This is a genomic window from Pseudomonas gingeri (genome assembly GCF_013386165.1).
GTDB classification, from domain to species: Bacteria; Pseudomonadota; Gammaproteobacteria; order Pseudomonadales; family Pseudomonadaceae; genus Aquipseudomonas; species Aquipseudomonas gingeri_C.
In genome coordinates this window covers 415,662-438,763 of record NZ_JACAOS010000022.1, presented here as the reverse complement: position 1 = coordinate 438,763, position 23,102 = coordinate 415,662, and the positions used below count along the sequence as shown (strand labels likewise).

Annotated in this window: 20 protein-coding genes and 1 pseudogene; 15 read left to right on the top strand and 6 right to left on the bottom strand. The window is 60.2% G+C overall.

What is annotated here, in order from left to right; all coding sequences use genetic code 11:
• Positions 1-476: 476 nt before the first annotated feature.
• Both HX866_RS29525 and HX866_RS29520 read left to right on the top strand, forming a co-directional pair.
• Complete coding sequence (locus HX866_RS29525) at positions 477-902, top strand: hypothetical protein (RefSeq protein ID WP_177090372.1); 426 nt, start codon at positions 477-479, stop codon at positions 900-902.
• A gap of 255 nt (positions 903-1,157) precedes the next feature.
• The gene (locus HX866_RS29520) at positions 1,158-2,867 is read left to right on the top strand and encodes a DUF262 domain-containing protein (RefSeq protein WP_177140966.1); all 1,710 of its coding nucleotides are present in this window, start codon (positions 1,158-1,160) and stop codon (positions 2,865-2,867) included.
• A gap of 89 nt (positions 2,868-2,956) precedes the next feature.
• Here the strand turns inward: HX866_RS29520 and HX866_RS29515 are convergent, their stop codons facing one another.
• The 3 genes from HX866_RS29515 to HX866_RS29505 all read right to left on the bottom strand — a co-directional run bounded on the left by HX866_RS29515 (position 2,957) and on the right by HX866_RS29505 (position 4,200).
• Positions 2,957-3,298, bottom strand: a complete 342-nt coding sequence (locus tag HX866_RS29515; protein ID WP_177090376.1) for a hypothetical protein — start codon at positions 3,296-3,298, stop codon at positions 2,957-2,959.
• A 2-nt stretch (positions 3,299-3,300) separates the two neighbouring features.
• Positions 3,301-3,471 (bottom strand): hypothetical protein, encoded by a 171-nt coding sequence (locus HX866_RS29510; protein ID WP_177140965.1) that lies wholly within the window; start codon positions 3,469-3,471, stop codon positions 3,301-3,303.
• Between the two features lie 249 nt (positions 3,472-3,720).
• Positions 3,721-4,200 (bottom strand): lysozyme, encoded by a 480-nt coding sequence (locus HX866_RS29505; protein ID WP_177090380.1) that lies wholly within the window; start codon positions 4,198-4,200, stop codon positions 3,721-3,723.
• A 734-nt stretch (positions 4,201-4,934) separates the two neighbouring features.
• Here HX866_RS29505 and HX866_RS29500 point away from each other — a divergent pair.
• The 10 genes and pseudogenes from HX866_RS29500 to HX866_RS34930 all read left to right on the top strand — a co-directional run bounded on the left by HX866_RS29500 (position 4,935) and on the right by HX866_RS34930 (position 16,761).
• Positions 4,935-6,575: an NRAMP family divalent metal transporter gene (locus HX866_RS29500; RefSeq protein ID WP_177102769.1), complete on the top strand. Its 1,641-nt coding sequence runs from the start codon at positions 4,935-4,937 to the stop codon at positions 6,573-6,575.
• A gap of 229 nt (positions 6,576-6,804) precedes the next feature.
• Positions 6,805-7,263 (top strand): type IV pilin protein, encoded by a 459-nt coding sequence (locus HX866_RS29495; protein ID WP_305729597.1) that lies wholly within the window; start codon positions 6,805-6,807, stop codon positions 7,261-7,263.
• Positions 7,263-7,727, top strand: a complete 465-nt coding sequence (locus HX866_RS29490) for a pilus assembly FimT family protein (protein WP_177090384.1) — start codon at positions 7,263-7,265, stop codon at positions 7,725-7,727. Before HX866_RS29495 ends, HX866_RS29490 begins: the two co-directional genes overlap by 1 nt.
• Positions 7,711-8,127 (top strand): hypothetical protein, encoded by a 417-nt coding sequence (locus HX866_RS29485; RefSeq protein WP_177140964.1) that lies wholly within the window; start codon positions 7,711-7,713, stop codon positions 8,125-8,127. The genes HX866_RS29490 and HX866_RS29485 overlap by 17 nt, the downstream gene beginning before the upstream one ends.
• Complete coding sequence (locus HX866_RS29480; protein ID WP_177140963.1) at positions 8,124-8,861, top strand: PilW family protein; 738 nt, start codon at positions 8,124-8,126, stop codon at positions 8,859-8,861. Before HX866_RS29485 ends, HX866_RS29480 begins: the two co-directional genes overlap by 4 nt.
• A gap of 11 nt (positions 8,862-8,872) precedes the next feature.
• Positions 8,873-11,038: a hypothetical protein gene (locus HX866_RS29475; RefSeq protein ID WP_177090390.1), complete on the top strand. Its 2,166-nt coding sequence runs from the start codon at positions 8,873-8,875 to the stop codon at positions 11,036-11,038.
• A 144-nt stretch (positions 11,039-11,182) separates the two neighbouring features.
• Positions 11,183-13,015 (top strand): gamma-glutamyltransferase, encoded by a 1,833-nt coding sequence (ggt, locus tag HX866_RS29470; protein ID WP_177140962.1) that lies wholly within the window; start codon positions 11,183-11,185, stop codon positions 13,013-13,015.
• Positions 13,016-13,117: 102 nt separating this feature from the next.
• The gene (locus tag HX866_RS29465; RefSeq protein WP_371316721.1) at positions 13,118-14,584 is read left to right on the top strand and encodes an ArnT family glycosyltransferase; all 1,467 of its coding nucleotides are present in this window, start codon (positions 13,118-13,120) and stop codon (positions 14,582-14,584) included.
• A gap of 389 nt (positions 14,585-14,973) precedes the next feature.
• A pseudogene (locus tag HX866_RS34935) lies at positions 14,974-15,858 on the top strand (methyl-accepting chemotaxis protein); the annotation flags it as partial.
• Between the two features lie 39 nt (positions 15,859-15,897).
• Positions 15,898-16,761 (top strand): methyl-accepting chemotaxis protein, encoded by an 864-nt coding sequence (locus tag HX866_RS34930; RefSeq protein ID WP_371319302.1) that lies wholly within the window; start codon positions 15,898-15,900, stop codon positions 16,759-16,761.
• A gap of 54 nt (positions 16,762-16,815) precedes the next feature.
• Here the strand turns inward: HX866_RS34930 and HX866_RS29455 are convergent, their stop codons facing one another.
• The 3 genes from HX866_RS29455 to HX866_RS29445 all read right to left on the bottom strand — a co-directional run bounded on the left by HX866_RS29455 (position 16,816) and on the right by HX866_RS29445 (position 19,315).
• Positions 16,816-17,184, bottom strand: a complete 369-nt coding sequence (locus HX866_RS29455; protein ID WP_177090398.1) for a glyoxalase superfamily protein — start codon at positions 17,182-17,184, stop codon at positions 16,816-16,818.
• Positions 17,185-17,381: 197 nt separating this feature from the next.
• A complete protein-coding gene (locus tag HX866_RS29450; protein WP_177090400.1) occupies positions 17,382-18,275 on the bottom strand; it encodes an NAD-dependent epimerase/dehydratase family protein in 894 nt (297 codons plus the stop codon).
• A gap of 143 nt (positions 18,276-18,418) precedes the next feature.
• Positions 18,419-19,315 carry a LysR substrate-binding domain-containing protein gene (locus HX866_RS29445; protein ID WP_177140961.1) on the bottom strand — a complete coding sequence of 299 codons (897 nt, stop codon included), beginning with the start codon at positions 19,313-19,315 and terminating at the stop codon, positions 18,419-18,421.
• Positions 19,316-19,767: 452 nt separating this feature from the next.
• Between HX866_RS29445 and HX866_RS29440 the strand changes: the two genes are divergently transcribed.
• From HX866_RS29440 to HX866_RS29430, 3 genes are read left to right on the top strand one after another with little or no spacing between them, the layout of a single operon-like run.
• On the top strand, positions 19,768-21,054 hold the full coding sequence (locus HX866_RS29440) for an ABC transporter ATP-binding protein (protein ID WP_177140960.1): 1,287 nt from the start codon (positions 19,768-19,770) through the stop codon (positions 21,052-21,054).
• Positions 21,045-22,403 carry a polysaccharide pyruvyl transferase family protein gene (locus HX866_RS29435; RefSeq protein WP_177140959.1) on the top strand — a complete coding sequence of 453 codons (1,359 nt, stop codon included), beginning with the start codon at positions 21,045-21,047 and terminating at the stop codon, positions 22,401-22,403. Before HX866_RS29440 ends, HX866_RS29435 begins: the two co-directional genes overlap by 10 nt.
• Positions 22,404-23,099: a 2OG-Fe(II) oxygenase gene (locus HX866_RS29430; protein ID WP_177090409.1), complete on the top strand. Its 696-nt coding sequence runs from the start codon at positions 22,404-22,406 to the stop codon at positions 23,097-23,099.
• Positions 23,100-23,102 lie beyond the last annotated feature (3 nt).

Below are 23,102 nucleotides of genomic sequence, written 5' to 3'. Positions count from 1 at the left end.
TGCCCAGAAGATCGCCAGCCAGAGACAAGCAAGCACTGCGACGATGGCGGCCAGGCGGGAAATTGAAGCACGCGCCATAAGGGATGAGCGGAACGGATCAGACATGGTCAAGGATCAAGCTTCGTTTGAGTAAATTGAGATACGTTATAATGTAACATTTCGTGTTTGCATCTGAACATACTCGCCTCGGCATATGCAAGCGCGGCGCCTGCGCGAGTGCCTTGCACTGTGCACAACTTGTCGGTACGCGAACGGCTGATTGCCATGCCGCGCGGAGCCGGTCAAACCCTGCTGTAGACAGGGTCGCTTCTCCGACCGTGCCCGTGAGGCCACGCAAGGTCACTCACACATTTTTCTCTTACATGTAAGGGAACTTTCCCCTGTGGTGGTGTCAATTTGATAGCGCCCTTATAGCGCTGAAGCATATTGGCCCCAGCAGTGCCGGGCTGTTCCCTGGCAAATCATGGAAGGGTGTGATGAGAATCGTCATTGCAATGCTGTTGATGCTGAGTGGTTACGCTTATGCCGGCTGCAACAGCATCGGCGACAGCGACCAACGCCACTATTGCTATGCCAAGTTAGGTAAGGAGAGCTGTGGTTCGATCTCCAACAGCGACCTGCGCCATACCTGCGATGCAGAAACCGGCAACGGCAGTTGTGGCGCGATTTCCGACAGCGACCAGCGTGACTATTGCTACGCCAAGTCGGGTCATGGCAGCTGCCTTGCGATCTCCAACGGCGACTTGCGCAATATCTGCGAAGCGGAAACCAGCAAGGGCAGCTGTGGTGCGATCTCCAACAGTGACCAGCGCAACTATTGCTACGCCAAGACCGGCCATGGCAGTTGCCTGTCCATCTCCAACAGTGATCTGCGCGCCCAATGCGACGCCTTGAAGCCGTGACTGAAAGGTCTGCCGGGTGAGTCCTCCAACTCACTCCGCATAGACAGGCGACAAGCACTGCACACTTGAGATTGGGCATGTCCCAGTAAAGGCTTACTCAAAAAATTAATGACACCGATTTGACCGTTGTGAATTGTTAAAATTTACAGTCGTCACCGTGTGCCTTTCAAACAGCTATCGCCCGACTGTATCAGACGCTCTCTGCTCCATCAGAGTCCCGCCCAGTGGCTACTCACTTTTTTGAGCCTCTCTAAAATGAAAAACCCTGACAAAATTAGTGTTCACGAAACCTTCGATGGTTCCGTTCGGTACTCCGCACCGGTGTACCAGCGATACTATGTTTGGGGAAATGAACCATTACAGGCATTGCTGGAAGACATAGAAAGCTCTGGCGACGAAAACCCAGAGCAATTCATTGGTGCCACCGTTGTCCAGGACTTTGGTAAAAAAGGCGGTAACCAATCGCCTAATGAATACCTGATCATCGATGGCCAGCAACGCCTGACCACCATTTATCTGCTCATCTGCGGCCTGGTCTGGTCCTATCTCAAGGGCGGCATGGACGAAGATGCGCTGACGCTCGCGCAGACCTATTTGTCCTTCTCTGCGGGCCGCCATGCGGGCATGCCAAAGCTCCTGCCTACCGTCCAGGACCGTCGGCAGCTATTTAATATTCTACAATCCGAAATCACCTGTATTGAATGGAACTTCAAAGAGGAAAGTATCGATGAACACTCCAGCCGCCGGGGTATTTCAAATCAATGGGAAAACATCAAGCGGCAATTCGATGAAGATTTTTTCAGCGAGACAGGACGTATTTTAAAAAAGAAAATCGAGTACTTTCAGGAGCGCCTCCTGTCTAAAATCGTCTTTATTCAAGTCACCCTCGACGCCACGGACGACGCCAACAGCGTATTCTCGAAGCTGAATTATGAGGGCGTCAAACTGTCGCTGTCAGACCTGATCAGGAACGATATCATTTCCCGTGTCACAGACAAAAACCGGGGCGACCTGAACAAGTTTTATGAGTCCACCTGGAAGCCTTTTGAAAAAGCTTTCCCGGAAAATTCTTTTGATCAATACATCACCACTTATTCTTTCATAAAGTTCAATGGATCTGTCTCTAAGTCCAGGGCCTTTCCCGAGCTGCAGAAGGCCTGGTTCGGTATTGATCCGGGGGCCATCGTCTCGGAAATGAGCCGGTACGCAGACCTTTATTGTGCCTTGGTAAAATACGCGCCACTGAGGGGTATCAGCAAAGAAGTCGGGGAGCGCGCTCATCGATTCAGCCTGATGCCGAAAACCACCGTCACCTGGCCATACATCGTGGAGCTGCTAAATGCATCCCGTGAAGGAACAGCCGCCAAAAGCCACACGCTGCAGTGCTTGTCGATCGTCGAATCATTCCTGGTTCGTCGTGCCGTCGTGGGCCTGGAACCCACGGGCCTGCACTCCGTGTTCAAAGGCCTGTGGGGTAAAGCCGGTGCCGACCCGAAAAAGCTCAAGGAAAAACTGCTCACCGGCACCACACGTTGCCCTAACGATCAGCACATTCGGGAAACCCTGCGAAGCGGGGACATGTACTCGAGGAAAATCACCAAGTACCTGCTGATCCAGAGTGAGCTCCACTACAACAAGGAGAATGGCTATGACAACGCAACCGATGACTTCACCGTGGAGCACGTGCTGCCGCAAAGCCTGAATGCCAAATGGTCGACCTTGTTTACCAAGGAAGAACACAAGGCCCTCCTGCATACCATCGGCAATCTTGTGCCGTTGACTGAAGGGCAAAACGGCAGAATCAAGGACCAGGACTGGGCCAATAAAAAGGTCCATATAAAAGGCTCGAACTGGAAAATCACCCAGAAGGTCGCCCTGGCGAGAAATTGGGACAAGGCGCAGATCCAACGTCGAGCCAAACAGTTCGCTGACTGGGCGCTCAAGGAGTGGCCAGACGTCAAGTAACGCTGCCCACTAGGGGCGTAGCATTCCTTGTGTGAGCACGGGGAGCGCTGCGCCCTTGAGGCGTGTATCTGATTGAACGGGCACTCTATTTAGCTCGAATCCTCGGCACCCCGTGTAGCGATGGCAAACTTCCCGTTACGCCTGAGGTCCTTGGGCGCTATGACCTCCCCTAGCACCGAAAAAATACCCACACCGCCCGCAAGTGCCATGGCCCCTTTGGTCGTCAGCGCCAGCTCCAAAAGATCGGGGCTGAAAGCCGATGTCACCAGGACAACAAATGGGACAAGGGTCGCACCGTTGAGGAACGCCACGACACATTCGTCCTTTCTGATACTCAGGCGCTGCATGAAATAGCGGAGCACTACAGCGCTGAATCCGATGATGACAGTCCACGCATCGAGGGTCAGCTCTGCAACGAGCGCCGGTACCACCGTCAGATAATCGCGAGTGATTTGATTGCAATGAGCGTCGATCCCGCACCGATTGCGGCAAAACCAAAGAATGCAACGAGAGAGGAGGTATCGACACCCAGGATCCCGGCAACAGCGACGCCCACGAGGGCACCCGAGCAAACCAGGCGAAGCGTTCTGAAGTTGATGGCCATATCTCTATCTCCACGAGTGGTCGCCGCCTGATGACAAGACCGAAAGGCGACTGCAATGATCAAAGGCTAGCAATCCTCCAACTACCCATCCACTGCCGTCTCGTTAGAAATAATTTCCGAAACCACCAGTGCCTCGGACTGATCACATTGACGCAGATATTGCGAGGATCTGAAGCCTGGTGACAGTCCCTGAACCCGGCCGTCGGCGGTGGCTTTCGACCGGGCAGGAACACAATGCTCAGGACCGGCTTATGCCGCCGCAACCCCCGCAGCAATGGCATCCGCCCCGCTACTGCCAGTGAACAGAGCAGCCTCGGCGGCGCGACGACGTGTCAGACCAGCCATCACCTTGCCGCCAGCCTTGTTCCAACGCGCGAACTGCTCAACCGCCCCCGCCATGTCCTCGGCATTGATCAGGCTCAGGAGCGTCGAGGTCTGGAAGTTTCCGGCGCCCAGGTTGTAGACAAAGTCCACCAGCGCGTCGAACTGGCCCTGTGTCAGCGGCACGGTGACCGCTTTGGAGACGGCCTGCTCCCGCGATACAAGGTCGCTGGTCAGTTGCGAATCAGCCTGCTCCTGGGTCCACACCAGCCCGGGGGTCACTTCGGGACCGGTATGCCCCCAACCAATCGTCCACGGCGCGCCGCCGCTGGCCGGGTCCGGGTACGCCGTCAGCCGGCAACTCTCAAAATACTTCAGCACTGCGATACCGTTGGGCGATGTCTTCATGATCTCTCCATGTGCAAAAGAACCCGCGGTGCGGGCGTTGTTGTTTTACTTGTGTTTGCAGGAGGCAGCCGAAAGGCTCCGTGGATCACGGAAGACCTGAACGGTTCAAACAGAGAAAAGAGTTGTGCTGAAGGGCTGGTTTGTCGCATGCACCGTTGAATGGCAGAACCCACCAACGGTAATAAAAACAACATCCACGCGAGTAAAGAGTCCATTTTTACACTCACTGCCTTGCATGCGGATATGTAGCTGCTGGATCGAGAGTAGCATGGCTATTGGCCATCATCTGATAAATTGCATTCTCCGCCCTTCGCACACCGGGCTAGAGCATCGATAAAAATTTCATAAATTTACACTCGCCATTTTCTCTCACATTTTGTTACATTCGCCGAAATAACCACGGAGAACTCCCATGGACCCCAGCTCTAGTAGGCCGGTCACACTGACTGGAATGGTGCCACCTGGCAGGTAGGACTGACCCTGGTTGATCTCCCCCCGCTCGAACGCCCCGCGCTTTACGCAGTTCCCTTCAGTGTGACCTCCAAACAACCCGGACCGGCCTCGGTCAGCGGTTGAACAACCCAATTTATTGCGTTTCCCATAACGCCAGGAATGCCTGTCATTTCGTCTCCAACAACGCCCACGGTTTGTGGCCAGGAGAAGGAAGACCCGTGCACGTCTGTCCAATGGGAACCGAAAGCGGCTGCCAACGCCACGCTTTGGAGGAACTCACTATGTCCAACTTGAATGCAGAATCCGCTGTCCTCGACAGCGCCCATATCGGCGATATCCGCGGAGCCTTCGGCACCATTCGCCATGACGATATCGCCCCCCGCAACGGCTGGGCGCAGCGTCTCAAAACCCTGATGGCGATCCTCGGCCCAGGCCTGATCGTGATGGTCGGCGACAACGACGCCGGGGCGTTCAGCACCTACGGCCAGGCCGGCCAGAACTACGGCACGCTGCTGCTATGGACCCTGGCCCTGCTGATCCCGGTGCTCTACGTCAACCAGGAGATGGTCCTGCGCCTGGGTGTGGTAACCGGTGTCGGCCATGCCCGCCTGATCCTCGATCGCTTCGGCAAGTTCTGGGGCGCGTTCAGTGCCATCGACCTGTTTATCCTCAACGCACTGACCATCGTCACCGAGTTCATCGGCATCAGCCTGGGGATGGATTTCCTCGGGGTGCCCAAGGTCGCCGGCGTTTGCCTGGCAGCCGTGTTCATCATGCTGGCAGCGTGCACGGGCAACTTCCGACGTTTCGAACGGTTCGCCCTGGTCCTGGTCTTCGGCAGCCTGCTGCTGGTGCCGATCTTCCTGATGATTCACCCACCGATGACCCAGGTCGCCCATGACTTCTTCATTCCGCAACTGCCGGCTGACGGCAAGCTGTCGGATGTGTTGTTGCTGATCATCGGGATCGTCGGCACCACCGTGGCGCCCTGGCAGTTGTTCTTCCAGCAAAGCTATGTGATCGACAAACGCATCACCCCACGCTTCATCAAATACGAACGCGCCGACCTGTGGCTGGGCATCGCCCTGGTGGTGATCGGTGCGGTGGCGATGATTGCCTTCACCGCACAGGTCTTCGCCGGTAATCCGGAGTTCGGCAACTTCACCGACGCTGGCGCCATCGCAGCCGGCATCGCCAAGTACCACGGCCGTCTACCGGGCGTGCTGTTCGCGGTCGCACTGATCGACGCCAGTATCATCGGCGCCATGGCGGTGTCGCTTTCGACCGCTTACGCCCTGGGCGATGTCCTGAACCTGAAACATTCGCTGCACCGCAAACCCGGCGATGCCAAGGGCTTCTACCTGATGTACTGCGGCCTGATCGCCGTCGCAGCCGCTCTGGTGCTGATCCCCGGCGTACCGCTGGGCCTGCTGACCAACGCGGTACAAACCCTGGCCGGCGTGTTGCTGCCCAGCGCCACGGTGTTCCTGCTGCTGCTGTGCAATGACAAGGAAGTCCTCGGCCCCTGGGTCAACAAGCGCTTCACCAATGTAGTGACCGCAGTCATCGTCGCTATACTCGTGCTGTTGTCGGTGGTGCTGACCTCCGCCGTGGCCTTCCCGGACATGTCCGGTGAAACCATCACCGATATCCTGATTGGTGGCGGTGTCGTGGGCCTGGTCATCGCCATTGCGGTCAACGTGCTGCATGCCCGCGAAGCCGTGGACAAGGCGGGCCTGACCGATAAAACGCCCCTCTTCACCCAGGAGATGATGCACTCATGGCGCATGCCGCCACTGAGCAAGCTCAAGCCCATGATCCTGTCACAACGCAATCGGATCTGGATGGGGGTGCTGCGCGGCTATCTGGTCATCGCCATGGGCATGGTGATTTTCAAGGTAGTGCAGTTGGCGATGGCATAAAGGCTTCGCGCTGAAGGTAGAGACTGATGAATCGGGCCTAACGAAGCCCTGCCCTGAGCAGGGCTTCGTTAGGCCTGCGAGTTGATGGAAATCAACAGAAGGTCCTGGAATAAGACCGATAATGAAAGATTATTCAAGCCGGGTCGTTCTTCCCGGCCTGACTCCCGAACCATCACTCAATGATGTCATAATGAAATGTGACCATGGGGTCAGGGGAAGAGCCAATCAAATGCCTATGAACAGCACCAGAACACAATCGGGATTTACCCTGATCGAACTGATGATCAGTGTCGCCATCGTCGCGATCCTCGCCGCCATCGCCCTTCCGGCCTATAACAGCTACGTCATCAAGAGCAACCTCAAGTCAGCCGAGGCGGATCTGGTCGCACTGAGCCTCAACCTGGAAAACTATTACCAGAAACAATTGGTGTACCCGGTCTCAACCGCCAGCGGTGTGACCCAGATTCAATGTGCGCTGCTCGGCAGCCCGTCGCCCTGCACCAGCCCGACGTCAGGCTGGCAACCCAGCCAGGCCAGCAACTTCAGCTATTCCATCAGCGCCACCGCCACGACCTACACCGTCACCGCCACGGGCACCGGCGCCTCTGTCAGCGGCTGCACCCTTACCCTGGACCAGGGTAATAACCGCAGTCTCGCTTCCTGCAGTCCCTATAGTAGTTGGCTGTAATGCACAGCCGTGGCTTCACCCTGGTCGAGTTGATGATCACGATTACCGTCTTCGCGCTTTTGCTGGTCGTGGGTGTGCCCTTGACCCAGTCCTGGACCAACAGTGCTTATCAGCGCGATGCCGCCGGCCTCTTGAAACAAGGGATAAGCCGCGCCAAGTCGATCGCCCTGCGCAACCAGGGCGCCGTGCAGGGTAGCGCACCCGCCGCCGTGCTCTGTGTCTCCGGCCAGAGCTTTAAGTTATTGAGCCTCACTCCCGGGCAGACCATCGACTGTACCGTGACCACACCGATCCTCTGGAGTACCCCGCTCCCGACCGCCGCCGTTCTCCAGGTCGCCAACGTCAACCTGGCCTGCATCGCCTTCAACAACCGAGGTTTCGCGGTCAGCAGCGGTTCATGCACCACCGGCACGGTTCAAGTCACGGCCGGCAGCGAGATTGCAGTCAATGTCCCGCTCATCTAGATCGGCCCCGAAGCCACAACGCGGCGACATCCTGATCGAGTCGCTGGTCGGCATCCTGCTGATGATGATCATCGGTTTGGGGATCACCTATGTCGCGTCGCGGGTGGCGGTGAGCCAGCGCGACATGAAACTGGAAAATATCGTGGTCAGCCAGATGCGCGGCCTGCTGGAGCAGAACGGTGCGCTGTTGTGCACGACCAACGCCGCCCTGCTCGTCGTGTCCCTCCCCACCCAGACCACGACCCAACCGATCGTGGCGACCTGCACCATCCCCCCGGTCGTCACCGTCGGCACCAGCCTCATCACCGGCGGTACGCCGTTGAGCTCGGTGGTGCTGACCACCCGCACCCAGGACACCGCGATTTTCGGCGGCATCATTCGTGTCGGAGACGAGCCATGAGCCGCGCGCAACGTGGTTTCACGATGATCAGCATGATGGTCGGCACGGTCATTTCCATGCTCAGTATCCTGGCCATGCTCTCGCTGTATAAAAATCTGATCTATAGCTCGGTGACATCGATCCAGAGCGCCAGCCAGGATGGCCAGATCGCCTCGGCCCTGCTGACGGCTCAGCGAGAACTGATGAATGGCGGGTTCTGGAGTGGCAGCGCCACCGTGCGGGCCACCTCCGATATCGGCAATAATTTCGTGCTGCTGTCCGGCGCCACCCTGACCAATGGCACCCTGGCCGGCACCGCCACCGTGCAGACCAATTTCCCGACCCTGACCAGCGCCGCACCGAACGGCACCACCGGCAACGCGATTGTCTGGTCCTATCAGACCAGTGCCACGGCCACCGCCAGTTGCGCCGGGCTGCTGGTCATCAACGGCGCCCTGATCAGTATCAATGGCGGGACCAGTTGTACCCTGGCCGCAACACAATGGAGCAGCGCGACCTGGACCAGCACCACGCTGATCGCTGCCGGCCAGGGCACCACGCCGTTCTCGGTCGGTTTTGCGACCTGTTGGCCCTACGGTCGCAACACCGACAGCACCAATACGGCCTATCGCCTGCAAGTCGTCTTGAGCGCCAATAACAGCACGCTGGACCCCAACAGTACCAATCCGCAGCCCGCCTACGTCCAAAGCAAAGCAACGGCCTGCCTGATCAATTTCGAAAAACCCTCTTCCTGACCGAGCCTCCGATGCGAGCCACATCGTTCACCCTATCGACGCGCACCGCTCAACGCGGCATGGCCGCCACACTGATGATCCTGTTCGTCGGCATGGCCCTGACCGTGACCGCCCTGGGGATGATGTATGGCGTACGCGGCGCCCAGCAGCAGCAACTGGCGGCACACGCCAGCTCGCCGGCGGAGTCGCGGGTCTGGAGCGGCGTGGAATGGGTGCGCCTGTACTTGCAGGGGCAGTTGCTGCTGGACAGCACCCTGGCCAATGTCACCGTGGGCAACCTGCCCATCAGCGCCAGCGGGCTCACGGCGCAGATCATCTCCAAGGTCGCCAGCGGTAGCAGCACCCTGGTCACCGCCACCATTACAGCCACCAACACCCTGGCGACCAACACCCTGCAAGTGGTCTACCTGCTGACGCCGGCCACTGCCGCAAGCGCACCGGCCAGCGGCAACCTGCCACCGGCGTTGCAGTTCAACGGCGACTTCAACTACACCGGCGGCAGCCTGTCGGTCACCAACGGCACGACCCTGGCGAACATCGCCGTGACCGGCGTGCTGACCATTTCCAACGGTTCGACGGCCTATGTCTCCGGTTGCGCCAAGGGCGGTATCAACCTCAGTGGTGGCGGTATCGCGAGCAACGCGACCCTCAACACCGAGGGCACCTTCTCGATGAGCTCCAGCAGCCCGCCGGTCAACCTCACCGTCGGCGCCAAAACCATCAACATCACCCAGTCCGGCGGCAGTTACGCGGCGATCACCGCCGGAGCTTTCACGGCCAACGTCATATCGGCCGGCTCGACCATCGGCACCGGCCTGTTCGGCGGCATAAAAAACGCCGACAACTCGATCACCGCCGCCAACACCGGCACCGCACTGATCACCCTCACCAATGGCACGGTCTACACCCTGGACCTGACCAAGGTCACTCAATCCGCCGGGGTCATCACCACCACGGCCGGCGCACAGTTGATCTCCGGGACCGGCACCCTGCCCGCCACGATCTCGCTGACCTACAACGCGGTGTACGGCGGCGGCGTCAATTTTCTCACCGGCACCGTTGGCAGCTTGTGGGGCAACCTCCTCGCGCTGACCGGCTACAGCGCCACCTACAACGTGCTCAAGGCCAACAACAACGTCTCGATCCTCACCGCAACGGTGGGTCAGTTCCAGGGCGGCGGCACCTTGAGCGTCACGCAATACAACACGCCGTCGTTCACCACCGCCAGCCAGATCGCGGGGACGCTGCTCAACCAGAATGGCACGACCTACACCGGCACTCCGCTGGCGAACCTGACGCAGAACGTCGCCACCGCCTCGCCCGGCCTGCCCGGCGTGCCGTACTGCAATATCACCGCCACCGCGATAGACGTCACGCCGCTGCAAAGTCAGGCCAACTACGTGTTCTATTTTTCCGGGACCACGCCGATGCTGAAGATCCAGAACGTCAACACCGCCGCAGGCACGGCGGTATCGACGGGCCCCTACAACCTGGCGACCACCGACATGCGCACCCTGCTGGGGGCCAACTTCCTGAGCTGCAACTATGGCAATAACAGTTGCGGCAACAGCGCGACCCCCACCAGCGGCTGGACCTTCACCGGCATCAAAGCCATGCCGCCGGGTGTGCTGTGGTTCCAGGGCAACGTCACCCTCGACGGTGTGCAGAGCCTGAGCCGACTGACCAATACCGTGCTCACCACCGGCAGCGTCACCCTGACCAGCAACAGCTCGGTGCCCCTGTATTCGCCGAACTTCTCCGGCTACACCAACCTGTGCACCGGCTCCTTCTACCCGACCAACCTGTGCAACAAAACCGCCACCCCACCGGGACTGACCACCTGGACCGACTCGTCCAACGTTGTCCACAGCGGCTTGCCCATCGGCAACATCGCCATTGAAGCCAACACCGGGCTGAGCACCAGCGGCTGGACCCTCTACGGCAACGTCATCCTCGGCGGCCTGGTCAGTACCTCGGGGGCCACCACCTATATCAAGGGCGCTCTGTCCACCGGCAACAACGGCACCAGCGCGACCACCATTTCCCAAGGCGGCATCTCCATCGATGTGTCGAGCGTCACCGCCGACCAGACCGTCACCACTACCCCCACCGGCACGGGAAGCGGAAGCTCGGCGGTCCCGGCCTCGACGAAAGTGCGCTGGATCCAGGAGTATTGAGCAGCTCTTCCTGACAAACACTCGTCCTGGTTGCCGAAACGCCGATAGACCTCGCGCAAGCTTCAGTCCTGACAGATCGGCAATTGTTCCCGCCCGGGTGCCCGGACTATAGTGCCGGGCAAGTTCAAGGCAGGAGCCTACACAGTGCACTCTCGTTTTCCATCGCGGCATTTCTCTCTTCGCGCCCTGACCCTCAGCCTGGCGCTCAGCCTCGGCCAGGTGCCGTTTTCCTCCGCCGACACCAACCTGCCCGGCGCACCGGAAATCGGCACGGGCTATCGCACCAGCATGCTCACGCAACAGGCGGCCCACCACATGGCGGCGGCGGCCAACCCGCTGGCGGCCGAGGCCGGGCGCGAGATCCTGCGCCAGGGCGGCTCTGCCGTGGATGCCGCGATTGCCATGCAAGCCGTACTGACCCTGGTGGAGCCGCAAGCCACAGGCATCGGCGGCGGCGCCTTCATCATGGTCTGGGACGGCAAAAAAGTGCACGCCTACGACGGGCGTGAAACCGCACCGGCGGGCGCCACCGAGCGACTCTTCCTCAACCCTGACGGCACACCGATGGCCTTCACCCAGGCACAGATCGGCGGGCGTTCAGTCGGCATACCCGGGGTGATGCGTGCCCTCGAACTGGCCCATCGCAGCCAGGGCCGCCTGCCCTGGGCGAAGCTCTTCGAACCGGCCATCCGCCTGGCCGAACAGGGCTTCCCGATTTCGCCGCGCCTGCACAAGCAGATCGTCGCCAGTCCGTTCCTGCCCCACTCGCCCGCCATGGCCGCCTACTTCCTGAATGCTGATGGCAGTCCAAAAGCCGTCGGTACGACGCTGAAAAATCCGCAACTGGCCGCCGTGCTCAAACGTATTGCCAGCGAAGGCACGGATGCCCTCTACAAGGGGGTCATCGCCGAGGAGATCGTCGCCGCGGTCAATGGCAGCGCCAACCCCGGCACCCTCTCGTTGGCCGACCTGCAAGGTTATCAGGCCAAGGAACGCACACCGCTGTGCTCCGACTACAAGCAATGGCAGCTCTGCGGCATGCCTCCGCCGTCCTCCGGCGGGATTGCCATCGCGCAGATCTTCGGCACCTTGCAGGCCCTGGAGGCGCGGGACAAACGCTGGTCGCTGTCAGCCCTCGAGCCGGTGAAAACCGCGAGCCCCGCCGGTCTCGAACCGCGCCCGGAAGCCGTGCACCTGATCGCCGAAGCCGACCGCCTGACCTATGCCGACCGCGGCCTGTATGTCGCCGACAGTGATTTCATCCCGGTGCCGATCGCCGGGCTGATCGATCCCGGCTACCTTGCCAGCCGCGCCCGGCTGATCAGAGAACGCAGCCTTGGCCAAGCCGAACCTGGGGTCCCGGCCGGCATCCAGGTGGCCCTGGCCCCGGACCGCTCGCCGATGCGCATTTCAACCTCACAGATCGTCGCCGTGGACGACCAGGGCGGCGCCGTGTCGATGACCACCACAGTGGAAAGCTCGTTCGGTTCGCACCTGATGGTCGAAGGTTTTATCCTCAACAACCAGTTGACCGACTTCTCCTTTATCCCGAGCGAAAACGGCAAGCCGGTGGCCAACCGCGTCGAACCGGGCAAACGTCCACGCTCGGCCATGGCACCGACCCTGGTGTTCGACCGGGCGAACGGAGAGTTCCTCGGCACCGTCGGCTCACCCGGTGGCTCGCAGATCATCGAGTACGTCTCCAAGACCCTGGTCGGTTTGCTGGACTGGAAACTCGATCCGCAGTCAGCCATCAACCTGCCGAACTTCGGCAGCCGTAATGGCCCTACCGAACTGGAGCAAGGCCTGTTCTCTGCACAACTGGTCAAGGCGTTGCAGGACAAGGGCCATACGGTCAGCGAGATGGAGATGACCAGCGGCACCCAGGCGATCATGCGCGTGCGTGACGCCAAGGGTCAGTCGTCATGGGCCGGCGGCGCCGACCCTCGGCGTGAAGGCGAGGCCCTGGGCGACTGAACCGATCACGGGGTCTCTTCACATTCTGTTGAGAAGTCGCCCCGTATACTTCGCCCATCAACACACTAACTTGCAACCCGCACCCTCTCTTTCGGTATCACTATGCGAATGACACGCCCCTTCCTGCTCCTGCTTCTGCTGGGCGGCTTACTGTTCTTTTTCGGACTGGGTAACCACGAGTTGCAAGGTTCCACCGAGTCCCGGGTAGCCGGGATCGCGATGGAAATGCACCTGACCCAGGATTGGGTCACCCCGCACCTGCTGGGCGAACCCTTTCTGGAGAAACCACCGCTGAGCCTCTGGCTCGATGCCGGCGCCATCCAGCTGTTTGGCGGCACGACCCTGGCCGTGCGCCTCGCCTCGGCTTTCGCCGGCCTGTTCACGGTGCTCGCGCTCTTCGCGTTCCTGCGCAAGATCGGTCGTCCGACCGTACTGGCCTGGACCGCTGCCGCGATGCTCGCCACCATGGCCAGCTACCTGGGTAATGCACGACAGGTCGGCGAAGACGCCCTGCTCAGCCTCGGTGTGTGCCTGGCGTTGCTGGCCTTCTACCGCGCCACCGAACAACGTGCGCAAGGTAAACCGAGCCTGGGCGCCTGGGCGGTATTCATCCTCGGCATCGCGATCTCGACCCTGAGCAAGGGCGTACTGGGCCTCGCCCTGCCGGGCATCGTGATTTTCGTCTACCTGGTGAGTCAAAGCCTGATCGACAAGCGCTTGACCTTCGGCGATTGGCTACGTCCGGCGCTGTTCACTGTGCTCGGCTTGATTCCCCTGCTGATCTGGCTGGTCCTGCTCTACCAGCGCGGTGGCTTGCACGCCGTCGGTGAAGTGCTGTGGGCCAACAGCGTCGGTCGCTTCAGCGGTTCCTTCACCGCTGCCGGGCACTATGAACCCTTCCATTACTACCTGGCCAAGCTGCCGCAAGCCTTCCTGCCCTGGAACCTGCTGGTGTACCTGGGCCTGTGGAACCTGCGCAAGCGCCTGGTGGACAATCGTCACCTGCTGCTCGCCACCGTCTGGATCCTGGCCCAGTTCACCCTGCTGACCCTGGCCTCCAGCAAGCGCATGGTCTACCTGGTATCCATGGCCCCCGCCGCCGCCATCATCGCCGCCGAATACGCCGCAGTGATCCTCGAGTGGCTGCGCCGGCGCTCGGCCACCTCGCCCTTCAGCGCCACGTTGGTAAAACATCACCGCCCCCTGGCAATGGGGCTGATGGCGTTGGTGGTCGTCGGCTACCTGGTGGCGGCGGCGCTGGAGTCGCGCTCCGATGCCAAGGAATCCTTCAAGCCGCTGACCGACCGGATCATCGAACTGCAGGCCCAGGGCAAGCAGGTCGCGCTGTTCTATCCGGAAGAGCGATTGGCCTCCACTGTGTTCTATACCCAACGCCAGCAGCAGGTGCTGATGACCGAGGCCGAGTTGAACGCCTTCCTGGCCGCCTCGCCGGATCACGTGGTCATCGTCAACCAGGGGGTGAACGTGCCGACGCCGCCAGCGCCGATCAAGGTGTTGAGCAGCATCACCATCGGCGGCAAGCGCCTCTATCACTTCTACGGGCAGTAAATCACCCTGCTGGGCCCCCCCGTAATAGAGCCGGCGCCTTTGAGGCGCCGGTTTTTTTGCCTGGAAAATCGGTTTCGCAAACAAATAACACTATCCTCGTCACGGGGATGTCCTGAAACATGCCGCATGACAAAAAGCTTTCAGCTATTTGTGTTACCGCCGATACAAGCTCTACCAATAAATTCAGCTGGCTCCAAAAACAACACCTTCCAGCCACCCGATAGCACGCAACACAACGTTCCTGGAGGAATTTGATGAATAGCTGGTTTGGCAATATCAGCGTCAACCTGAAACTGGGCCTGGGTTTCGGCTTGGTGCTGCTCCTGACCACCATCCTCGCGCTGACTGGCTGGAACAGCCTGGGCGGCCTGATCGACCGCAGCAACTGGATGAGCGACATCACCCAGCTCAATGCCTCGCTGACCAAACTGCGCGTCGCGCGCCTGCAATACATGCTGACCAACGGCGACGAAACCGCCGCGCAGAACGTACAGGTCAACCTGCAAGCGTTCATCGACCAACAACAGAAGCTGATCGGCAGTTTCAAAAGTCCGGAAAACCTCAAACTGCTCAAAGAGCAGGCCGACATCATCACGCAATACCAGCAATCGCTGAACAAGATGCGCGATGCCTATCGCACGAGCAACGGCTCGCGCCAGACCATGAGCGACAACGCCGACACCGTCAGCAAGCTGATCACCACCATCAACGACCAGGTGCTGCACATGCAGCCTGGCGAAGAGGGTCGCTTCGAACGCTTCCAGGCCATCACCCGGGCCAAGGAACAGTTCCAGCTGACCCGCTATGAAGTGCGGGGTTATGCCGCCAACAGCAATCCGGACACCGAGCAGAAAGCCTTCAATCAGCTGAACGAAGCGATCGACGGGCTCAAGGCCCTGGAGCAAGCCTTCAGCAGCGCCGAACAGGCCGCCGTGACCCAACTCGAAACGGCACTGGGCAACTACCGCACCGCCTTGCAGGCCTACAAGACCGCCAACGCCGCCGCCGTGCAGGCGCGCAAGGAAATGACCGACCAGGGCAACGACATCGTATCGCGCAGCGAAGCGCTGTATCAGATTCAACTGGACCGCCGTGACATCGAAAGCGCCCAGGCCCGAACCTTCCAACTGGGCAGTACACTGCTGGCGTTGCTGGTCGGCCTCTTCGCCGCCGTGGTCATCACCCGGCAGATCACCCGCCCGCTCCGCGACACCCTGGCCGTGGTCGAGCGCATTGCCGCCGGTGACCTGACCCATAACCTGGTGGTGACCCGCCGTGACGAACTGGGTGTGTTGCAACAAGGCATCCAGCGAATGGGCAGCACCCTGCGGGACCTGATCAGCGGTATCCGCGACGGTGTCACCCAGATCGCCAGCGCCGCCGAGGAACTGTCGGCCGTCACCGAACAGACCAGCGCCGGGGTCAACAGCCAGAAAATCGAAACCGACCAGGTCGCCACGGCGATGCACGAAATGACCGCCACCGTTCAGGAAGTTGCGCGCAATGCCGAGCAAGCGTCCCTGGCCGCTGCGGCGGCGGACGGCGAAGCCCGCGAAGGTGACAAGGTGGTCGGCGAGGCCATCGCCCAGATCGAACGCCTGGCCAGCGAGGTCGGGCGTTCGACCGAAGCCATGACCGTGCTGCAAAAGGAAAGCGACAAGATCGGTGCCGTCATGGACGTGATCAAGGCCGTGGCCGAACAGACCAACCTGCTGGCCCTCAACGCCGCCATCGAGGCGGCCCGGGCCGGTGAAGCCGGTCGCGGGTTTGCCGTGGTCGCCGACGAAGTCCGCGGCCTGGCCCAGCGCACCCAGAAATCCACCGAGGAGATCGAGGGCCTGGTGGCGGCCTTGCAGAACGGTACCCAACAAGTGGCGAATGTGATGAACAACAGCCGCACCTTGACCGACAGCAGCGTCGCCTTGACCCGCAAGGCCGGCACCTCACTGGAAAACATCACCCGCACGGTGTCGAACATCCAGTCGATGAACCAGCAGATCGCCGCGGCCGCCGAACAACAGAGCGCGGTGGCCGAGGAAATCAGCCGCAGTATCGTCAATGTGCGTGACGTGTCCGAACAGACCGCCGCCGCCAGCGACGAAACCGCGGCGTCCAGCGTCGAACTGGCCCGCTTGGGCAATCAGTTGCAGATGATGGTGAGCCACTTCCGGGTCTGATCCCCGGTCTCGCCAAGCCCCACAGAAGGGAATCTGTGGAACCGGCGGACGTCGTCAGGCGCAAATCGCGTTGGTAAACACCAGCCGATTGCCGAACGGGTCATGCAGGGTCATATCCAGGCTGCCCCAGGGCATCGCCTGAATCTCCAGCGGTACTTCGCCGGTTGCCTTCTCCAGCAACTGCCCCCTGAAAGCTTCCAGTTCGTCCGTTTCAATCCGCAGCGCCGCACCCACTGCGGCATCGCCAGCGTGCTCGCTCAGATGCAGCACGCAATCCCCCCGGGACACTTGCAGGTACAACGGAAACCCGGGCTCGAAACGGTGCTGCCAATCAATGCGGAATCCAAGGAAATCAACGTAGAACGCCAACGCCTTGCCCTCCTCGAGGATCCGCAGGATGGGAGTGGTTTTACCGAAGCTCATGACGGGTCTTCCTGGCTGCCTGGATCAAAGCGCTTCGGCCTGGAAAGCCGATTCTTTAATAGCCACGTGCCACTACTGCAAAAAGCGCGAAGTGGCTCGCAAAAACTGCGTCGTAAAGCCTCTGGACGTGCAGGCAAGCAGGTCGATCCACCGCCTGATGGGCCGCCCAAGCCCGGAGCGATCAACCCGCTGTCGGGTTACACCATCTCGTTGAGAATCCACTCGGTCACCGACGTACGCTTGGGCGCCCAGCCCAGCAGCTCACGGGCTTTCTTGCCACGTACCCGACTGTTGGAACCCAGGCCATAGTTGGCCATTTCATAGCCCCATTCGGCTTCAGCGTCGGCCAGCGGCCAGTCCTGCGGTTCGCCCAGGTTCAGGGCCCGGGCCATGGCGCGGGTCATTTCGACGAACGCGGCCTCGCCACTTTCCACGAAGTAGAAAGCGCCCGCCGGGGTCTTGGTCAGAGCCAGCAGGTACAACGCCACCACGTCATCGATATGCACGTTGGACCAGATATTCCCGCCCGTGCCGACATGGCGTACCACACCACTCTTGCGGGCCTGCTTGAGCAGCCGCGGCAATTGCACGCTGTCGCGGTTCACGCCTTGGCTGTGGCCATAGATCAGTGTGTTGCAGAGCACCGCCGAGCGCACGCCGAAGGCCGCTGCGCCAAGGACCAGGTTATCGATAGCCACGCGCGCAGCCTTGTCGACGGTGGGCTCGGGCAGTTGGTCTTCGTAGTAGATGCTGTCGCTGGCCAGGCCACCAGAGGCGTCGCCGACGATGCTCGAACCGCTGGTGTGCAGGAACACCTTGTCGGAACCACGCAGGGCACCGAGCAAGGCTTCGACCGCACCACGATGGTCGCTGCTGGCGGCGTTGATCACCGCGTCGGCCTGACGCGCCTGCTCGGCGAGCAAGAGGCTGTCATCCAGGGTGCCGATCACCGGGGTAATGCCCAGCCGGCGCATTTCTTCAGCCTGCTCGGCGCTGCGCACCAGGCCCGTGACCTGATGACCGGCCTTGACCAGGCCGGTGGCGATGGAACCGCCGATAAAACCGGCAGCGCCGGTGATGAAAACGCTCATGGAAAAACTCCGTGCAAGGGTCAGTGATGGGTCCAGTATCGAAGACTTATCCGTGCCGAATAAGCCCATATGACCCAATTCACCCTTGCGCAGAGATCACGAATCCACTGAAAAGCCTGACCCTGCACAACCCCTGTAGGCGCCTACACGGCATAACCCGCCAGCTTGTCCTGAATAAAATCGAGAAAACATTGAATCCGCAACGCCAGTTGCGAGTTGCGGTAGTACACCGCGTGAATCGGCTGGCGATAGCCGCTATTGGCCTCGGGCAGAATCACCTGCAGACGCCCGGCCTGAATATCCTGATGGGTCATGAAATGCGACAGACAGACAATGCCCTGCCCCTCCAGCGCCAACTGCCGCAAGGTCTCGCCGCTGGAGGCGCTGATCCCCGGCTGGATCTGCCAGCGATCACCCTGGGCATGCCGCAACGGCCAGTGATTCAGACTTTCGGTCTGGGTAAACCCGAGCAGCGTATGTTCGGCCAGCTCGCTGACGCTGGCCGGCATTCCATGCTTTTCCAGGTACGCGGGGCTGGCCAGGATATTCAGCGGGCTGCTGCCCAGGGAGCGCGCATGCAGGGTCGAGTCCGCCAGGTTGCCGATGCGAATGGCGATATCGGTGCTTTGCTCCAGCAGGTCGATGATCAGATCGTTGCTGTTGAGTTCCAGTTGGATATCCGGATAGCGGAGACGAAACTCCGCGATATAAGGCACCACCGCATGCAACATGAAAGGCGACGCAGCATTGATCCGCAGGCGCCCGGCCGGCCTCTGCTGACGCAACGACAGGCGCTCTTCCAGCTCATCCATCTGCGCCAGGATCTGCTTGGCTCGCTCAAAGAAGAACTTGCCCTCCTCCGTCAAATCCATGCGCCGCGTAGTGCGATTGATCAAGGTGGTTTCCAACTTGTCCTCGAGCCGCGACAGACTCCGGCTGACCGCCGAAGGCGTCTGGCCGACCTGTTCGGCCGCCGCGGAAATCGAGCCGCACTCGATCACGCAGACGAAGACCTGCAATTCATCGGATCTGGCTTTCACTGGTGTCCCTCATGGAAAACTCGCTCGACAGTCGCCGTATTCCCCGGCCACTTTAATCTTGTCTGAAATGTATTAATCCAAACACAATTATTACTTGGGTATTGCTCGCCCCGGGTATGTCATCCCAGAACTAACCTGCCCCATTTATTCCCGCTTTGACGCCAATATCCCGACATCCGTCCCTATTTACCGGCATCTCGCCCCCTCAAGACATGCTGTTTCACGCCCAGGAATAATTCCTTATTCCGGAAACCACGATTATCAATTACTCTCAGCCACACAAGAATCACACTACAGAAGGCGGGCAGGGCTCTCTCTCAGATCAGAGAAAACTCCTACTTATTATGCCTACAGAAAAGACAGTTCAGCTTCCCCGATCTTTCGATGGTGAGGGAATGCATACAAGGCGAGTGCTTTAAGGATGCTTGTATTAATGCGTAACGGACTTACCCATGTCGCTTGATTTCGCCATTGATGTCCAAGACCTGAGCAAGTGCTATCAGATCTACGACGCGCCCAAAGATCGCCTGCTGCAAATGCTGCTGCGCAACCGCAAGCGATTCTATCGTGAGTTCTGGGCACTCAAGGCCTTGTCCCTGCAAATTCGCCGAGGCGAAACCGTCGGCATCATCGGCCGTAACGGCAGCGGAAAATCCACGCTCTTGCAGTTGATCTGCGGAACCTTGATGCCGACCCAGGGCAAACTTCAGATCCAGGGTCGGATAGCCGCCCTGCTGGAGCTGGGCTCGGGTTTCAATCCGGAATTCAGCGGTCGAGAAAACGTCTACCTGAACGCCGCAGTCCTGGGTTTGACCCCGGAAGAGGTCGACACCCGCTTCGAGGAAATCGAGGCGTTCGCCAATATCGGCGACTTTATCGATCAGCCGACCAAAACCTACTCCAGTGGCATGCTCGTGCGGTTGGCCTTTGCGGTGTCGGTGTGTGTGGAGCCGGACATCCTGATCGTCGACGAAGCACTTTCCGTGGGCGACGCGGCCTTCCAGTTCAAGTGCCTGAACCGCCTGGAGACCCTGACGAAAAGTGGCACCACGCTGCTGTTCGTGTCCCACGACATGAGCCTGGTCAAACGCTTTTGCCATCGGGTGATCTACCTGCGCCAAGGCCAACTGGTTGCCAGCGGCAGCCCCGAGGACATGGCCGAGCTGTACCTGCTCGATATGCGTGATGAACAGCGACGCTGGGCCTCCGGAGGCGATATCGCCGTGACGCGCAAGTCATTCCTCGACACCCGGGACGGTATCGCCTTCGGTACGCCGGAGGGGCATATCAGCAGCGCGGTGTTCACCAATACGCAAGCGCTGACCTCCTCCTACCTGTACGGCGAAAACGTCGAAATCCACGTCCAGGCGCGGATCCAGACGTCCATCCGCCAACCGTCAATCAGCTTCACCCTTCAAGAAGCCCACCTGCTGGTTATCGGCGGCGCCAACCTGGCGTTGTCCGTAGAGCCTGCGCAGGAGGGTTGGCACCACGCGTCCATCACCGTCACCTTCAAGGCGAAACTGGCGGCCGGTCGTTACCATGTCACCCTCAAGCTGATGGATGGGCTGGTCGAACACACCTCGCAACTGATCGAAAAACAAGTCGCCCCGCTGGCGTTCGAGATGCTGCCCAATGCCGAAGACTTTCTTGGGATTGTCGACCTCGGCATCCACGCCGTCGACGTATCGGCCCGTGCAACCCTTCCATCCAATAACGGAGCCACGCCATGCAAGTGACGGCACGTACCTGGCACGTAGGGATCTTCGGAACCTTCGATGTCGAGAACTATGGTGACCTGCTGTTCCCCATCCTCGCCGAGGCCGAGCTGAGCAAACGCCTTGGCTCGGTTCAACTCCATCGTTTTTCCTACAATGCGAAAACCCAGGCCGAGTGGCCCTACAGCGTGACTTCGCTAACCGAGCTGCCGGCGTTAGCCGAGCAACTCGACGGCGTCCTGATCGGCGGGGGGTTCATCATTCGCTTCGACAAAGTCGTCGCCCATGGCTATGGCCCCACCACCGCGGACATCCATCACCCCACGGGTTACTGGCTATCGCCGGCGCTGATTGCCCAGCAACATGGCACTCCAGTGGTCTGGAACGCCCCGGGCATGCATTGCAATGATATTCCCGAGTGGAGCACGCCCCTGCTCAAGCTCGCGCTGGAGCACAGCCAATGCGTGCGGGTCAGGGATGAACCTTCACGCGAAAGCCTGAGCGCACTCAGCCCGAACACTGACATCCAAGTGCTGCCCGATACAGCCTTCAACCTGCCTGACCTGATCGACGAACAGCACCCCAGCCCGGCCTTTAGCAAACTTCGCGAGACGTTCGGGCTCGATGTGCCGTATATCGTCATCCAGCCGATTCACGTGGTTGAGCCATTTTTGCAGCTGTTCGAGCGACACCCGCAAGCGCTGGCCGGTTACCGCCTGCTGGTCCTTCCGATCGGCCCGGTACTGGGCGACCATCATATGGTGGTGACGGAGCGGATACCCGAGGCCATCACCCTGCCGTTCTGGCCGGCGCCGTTGCTGCTGGCGGAAATCCTCGGCAACGCCCAGGCGGTCATCGGTCACAGCTATCACCTGTCCATCAGCGCCCTGGTGTTTGGCGTGCCGGTGTTTTCCACCGCGGACCTGAGCACCGGAAAATACACAGCGCTGGCCGAAATGGGGCAGATGCATGCCCTTCCAGAAGCGCAAGAGCTGACAGAACAGTGGTTCACCTCACGGATCGGCAAAACCCAGCCGTCCGCGCAGTTAAAAGCCACCCGGGTGGAACTGGCCGCCTATTGGGACCAGGTCGCGGCCATCATCGTCCAGGGGAAGACCTCGGCTCACCGCGCCCTCAATCGTTTCTGGCAACACCTGCCGACCTTGCTTGAAAACGGTGCCCCGCGGTCTTTGGCAGTCGTCGAGCCAACCCCTACGCTCGACTATATGAATATCGAGCTCAACGCCCGGCAGAAACAGATCTTCCAGTTGAACGAACAACTGGCAACGTTGCAAAACTCCAACAGCTTCAAACTCACGGCGCCTTTGCGCTCACTGGGGCGTGGTTTCAGAAAATTGAGAGAGCGATAAATGCAGCCCATCCTCAACCTGTCGGCGCTCAAACACGGCGCACTCAAGAACGACCCGTATTCATGGGCCGAGATCAGCAACCTGTATTCGGCGCAAGACGCGGCCGCCCTGGCGGCGACCTATCCCCACGATCATTTCAAGACCGTGACGGGCTATGGCGGCGAAAAGAATTATGACTACGAGGCTCGTGCCCTGTTACCCATGGGCAGCGAGACGATTGCCTACGAAGCGGACCTGAGCGATGTCTGGCGCCGGCTTGCCCGGGATCTGTGCAGTGCCGCCTATCGCGAGGCCCTGAGCGCCCTGACCGACCAGGACCTGCGACACGCACCGATGGAAGTGAACGTCTTTCACTACGGCCCGGGGGCCAGCCTGGGCGCCCACCCGGACCTCCCGGACAAACGGGTCACGCATATTCTCTATTTCAACGAGTCCTGGGACCGTGCCCATGGCGGCTGCCTGAACATCCTGCGCAGCAAGGACCCCGCCGAGGTGGCCGCACTGGTCGAGCCGTTGGTGGGCAACTCCGCGGTGCTGGTACGTTCGAACAACTCCTGGCACGCGGTCTCGCCCGTTATCCCGGAGCAAAGAATCTCCCGCCGGAGCATGACGGTGACCTTCTACCAGTCGGGCTCTGAAAGCTCGATGTGGCCGCCTGGCGATACCACGCCGCTGCACAGCTATCCCCGCGACTGATAA

Coding starts and splice junctions, on each gene's coding strand:
- HX866_RS29525 (WP_177090372.1), top strand. CDS start 477: ATGAGAATCGTCATTGCAATGCTGTTGATGCTGAGTGGTTACGCTTAT.
- HX866_RS29520 (WP_177140966.1), top strand. CDS start 1,158: ATGAAAAACCCTGACAAAATTAGTGTTCACGAAACCTTCGATGGTTCC.
- HX866_RS29510 (WP_177140965.1), bottom strand. CDS start 3,471: ATGGCCATCAACTTCAGAACGCTTCGCCTGGTTTGCTCGGGTGCCCTC.
- HX866_RS29505 (WP_177090380.1), bottom strand. CDS start 4,200: ATGAAGACATCGCCCAACGGTATCGCAGTGCTGAAGTATTTTGAGAGT.
- HX866_RS29500 (WP_177102769.1), top strand. CDS start 4,935: ATGTCCAACTTGAATGCAGAATCCGCTGTCCTCGACAGCGCCCATATC.
- HX866_RS29495 (WP_305729597.1), top strand. CDS start 6,805: ATGCCTATGAACAGCACCAGAACACAATCGGGATTTACCCTGATCGAA.
- HX866_RS29490 (WP_177090384.1), top strand. CDS start 7,263: ATGCACAGCCGTGGCTTCACCCTGGTCGAGTTGATGATCACGATTACC.
- HX866_RS29485 (WP_177140964.1), top strand. CDS start 7,711: ATGTCCCGCTCATCTAGATCGGCCCCGAAGCCACAACGCGGCGACATC.
- HX866_RS29480 (WP_177140963.1), top strand. CDS start 8,124: ATGAGCCGCGCGCAACGTGGTTTCACGATGATCAGCATGATGGTCGGC.
- HX866_RS29475 (WP_177090390.1), top strand. CDS start 8,873: ATGCGAGCCACATCGTTCACCCTATCGACGCGCACCGCTCAACGCGGC.
- HX866_RS29465 (WP_371316721.1), top strand. CDS start 13,118: ATGCGAATGACACGCCCCTTCCTGCTCCTGCTTCTGCTGGGCGGCTTA.
- HX866_RS34930 (WP_371319302.1), top strand. CDS start 15,898: ATGGGCAGCACCCTGCGGGACCTGATCAGCGGTATCCGCGACGGTGTC.
- HX866_RS29455 (WP_177090398.1), bottom strand. CDS start 17,184: ATGAGCTTCGGTAAAACCACTCCCATCCTGCGGATCCTCGAGGAGGGC.
- HX866_RS29450 (WP_177090400.1), bottom strand. CDS start 18,275: ATGAGCGTTTTCATCACCGGCGCTGCCGGTTTTATCGGCGGTTCCATC.
- HX866_RS29440 (WP_177140960.1), top strand. CDS start 19,768: ATGTCGCTTGATTTCGCCATTGATGTCCAAGACCTGAGCAAGTGCTAT.
- HX866_RS29435 (WP_177140959.1), top strand. CDS start 21,045: ATGCAAGTGACGGCACGTACCTGGCACGTAGGGATCTTCGGAACCTTC.
- HX866_RS29430 (WP_177090409.1), top strand. CDS start 22,404: ATGCAGCCCATCCTCAACCTGTCGGCGCTCAAACACGGCGCACTCAAG.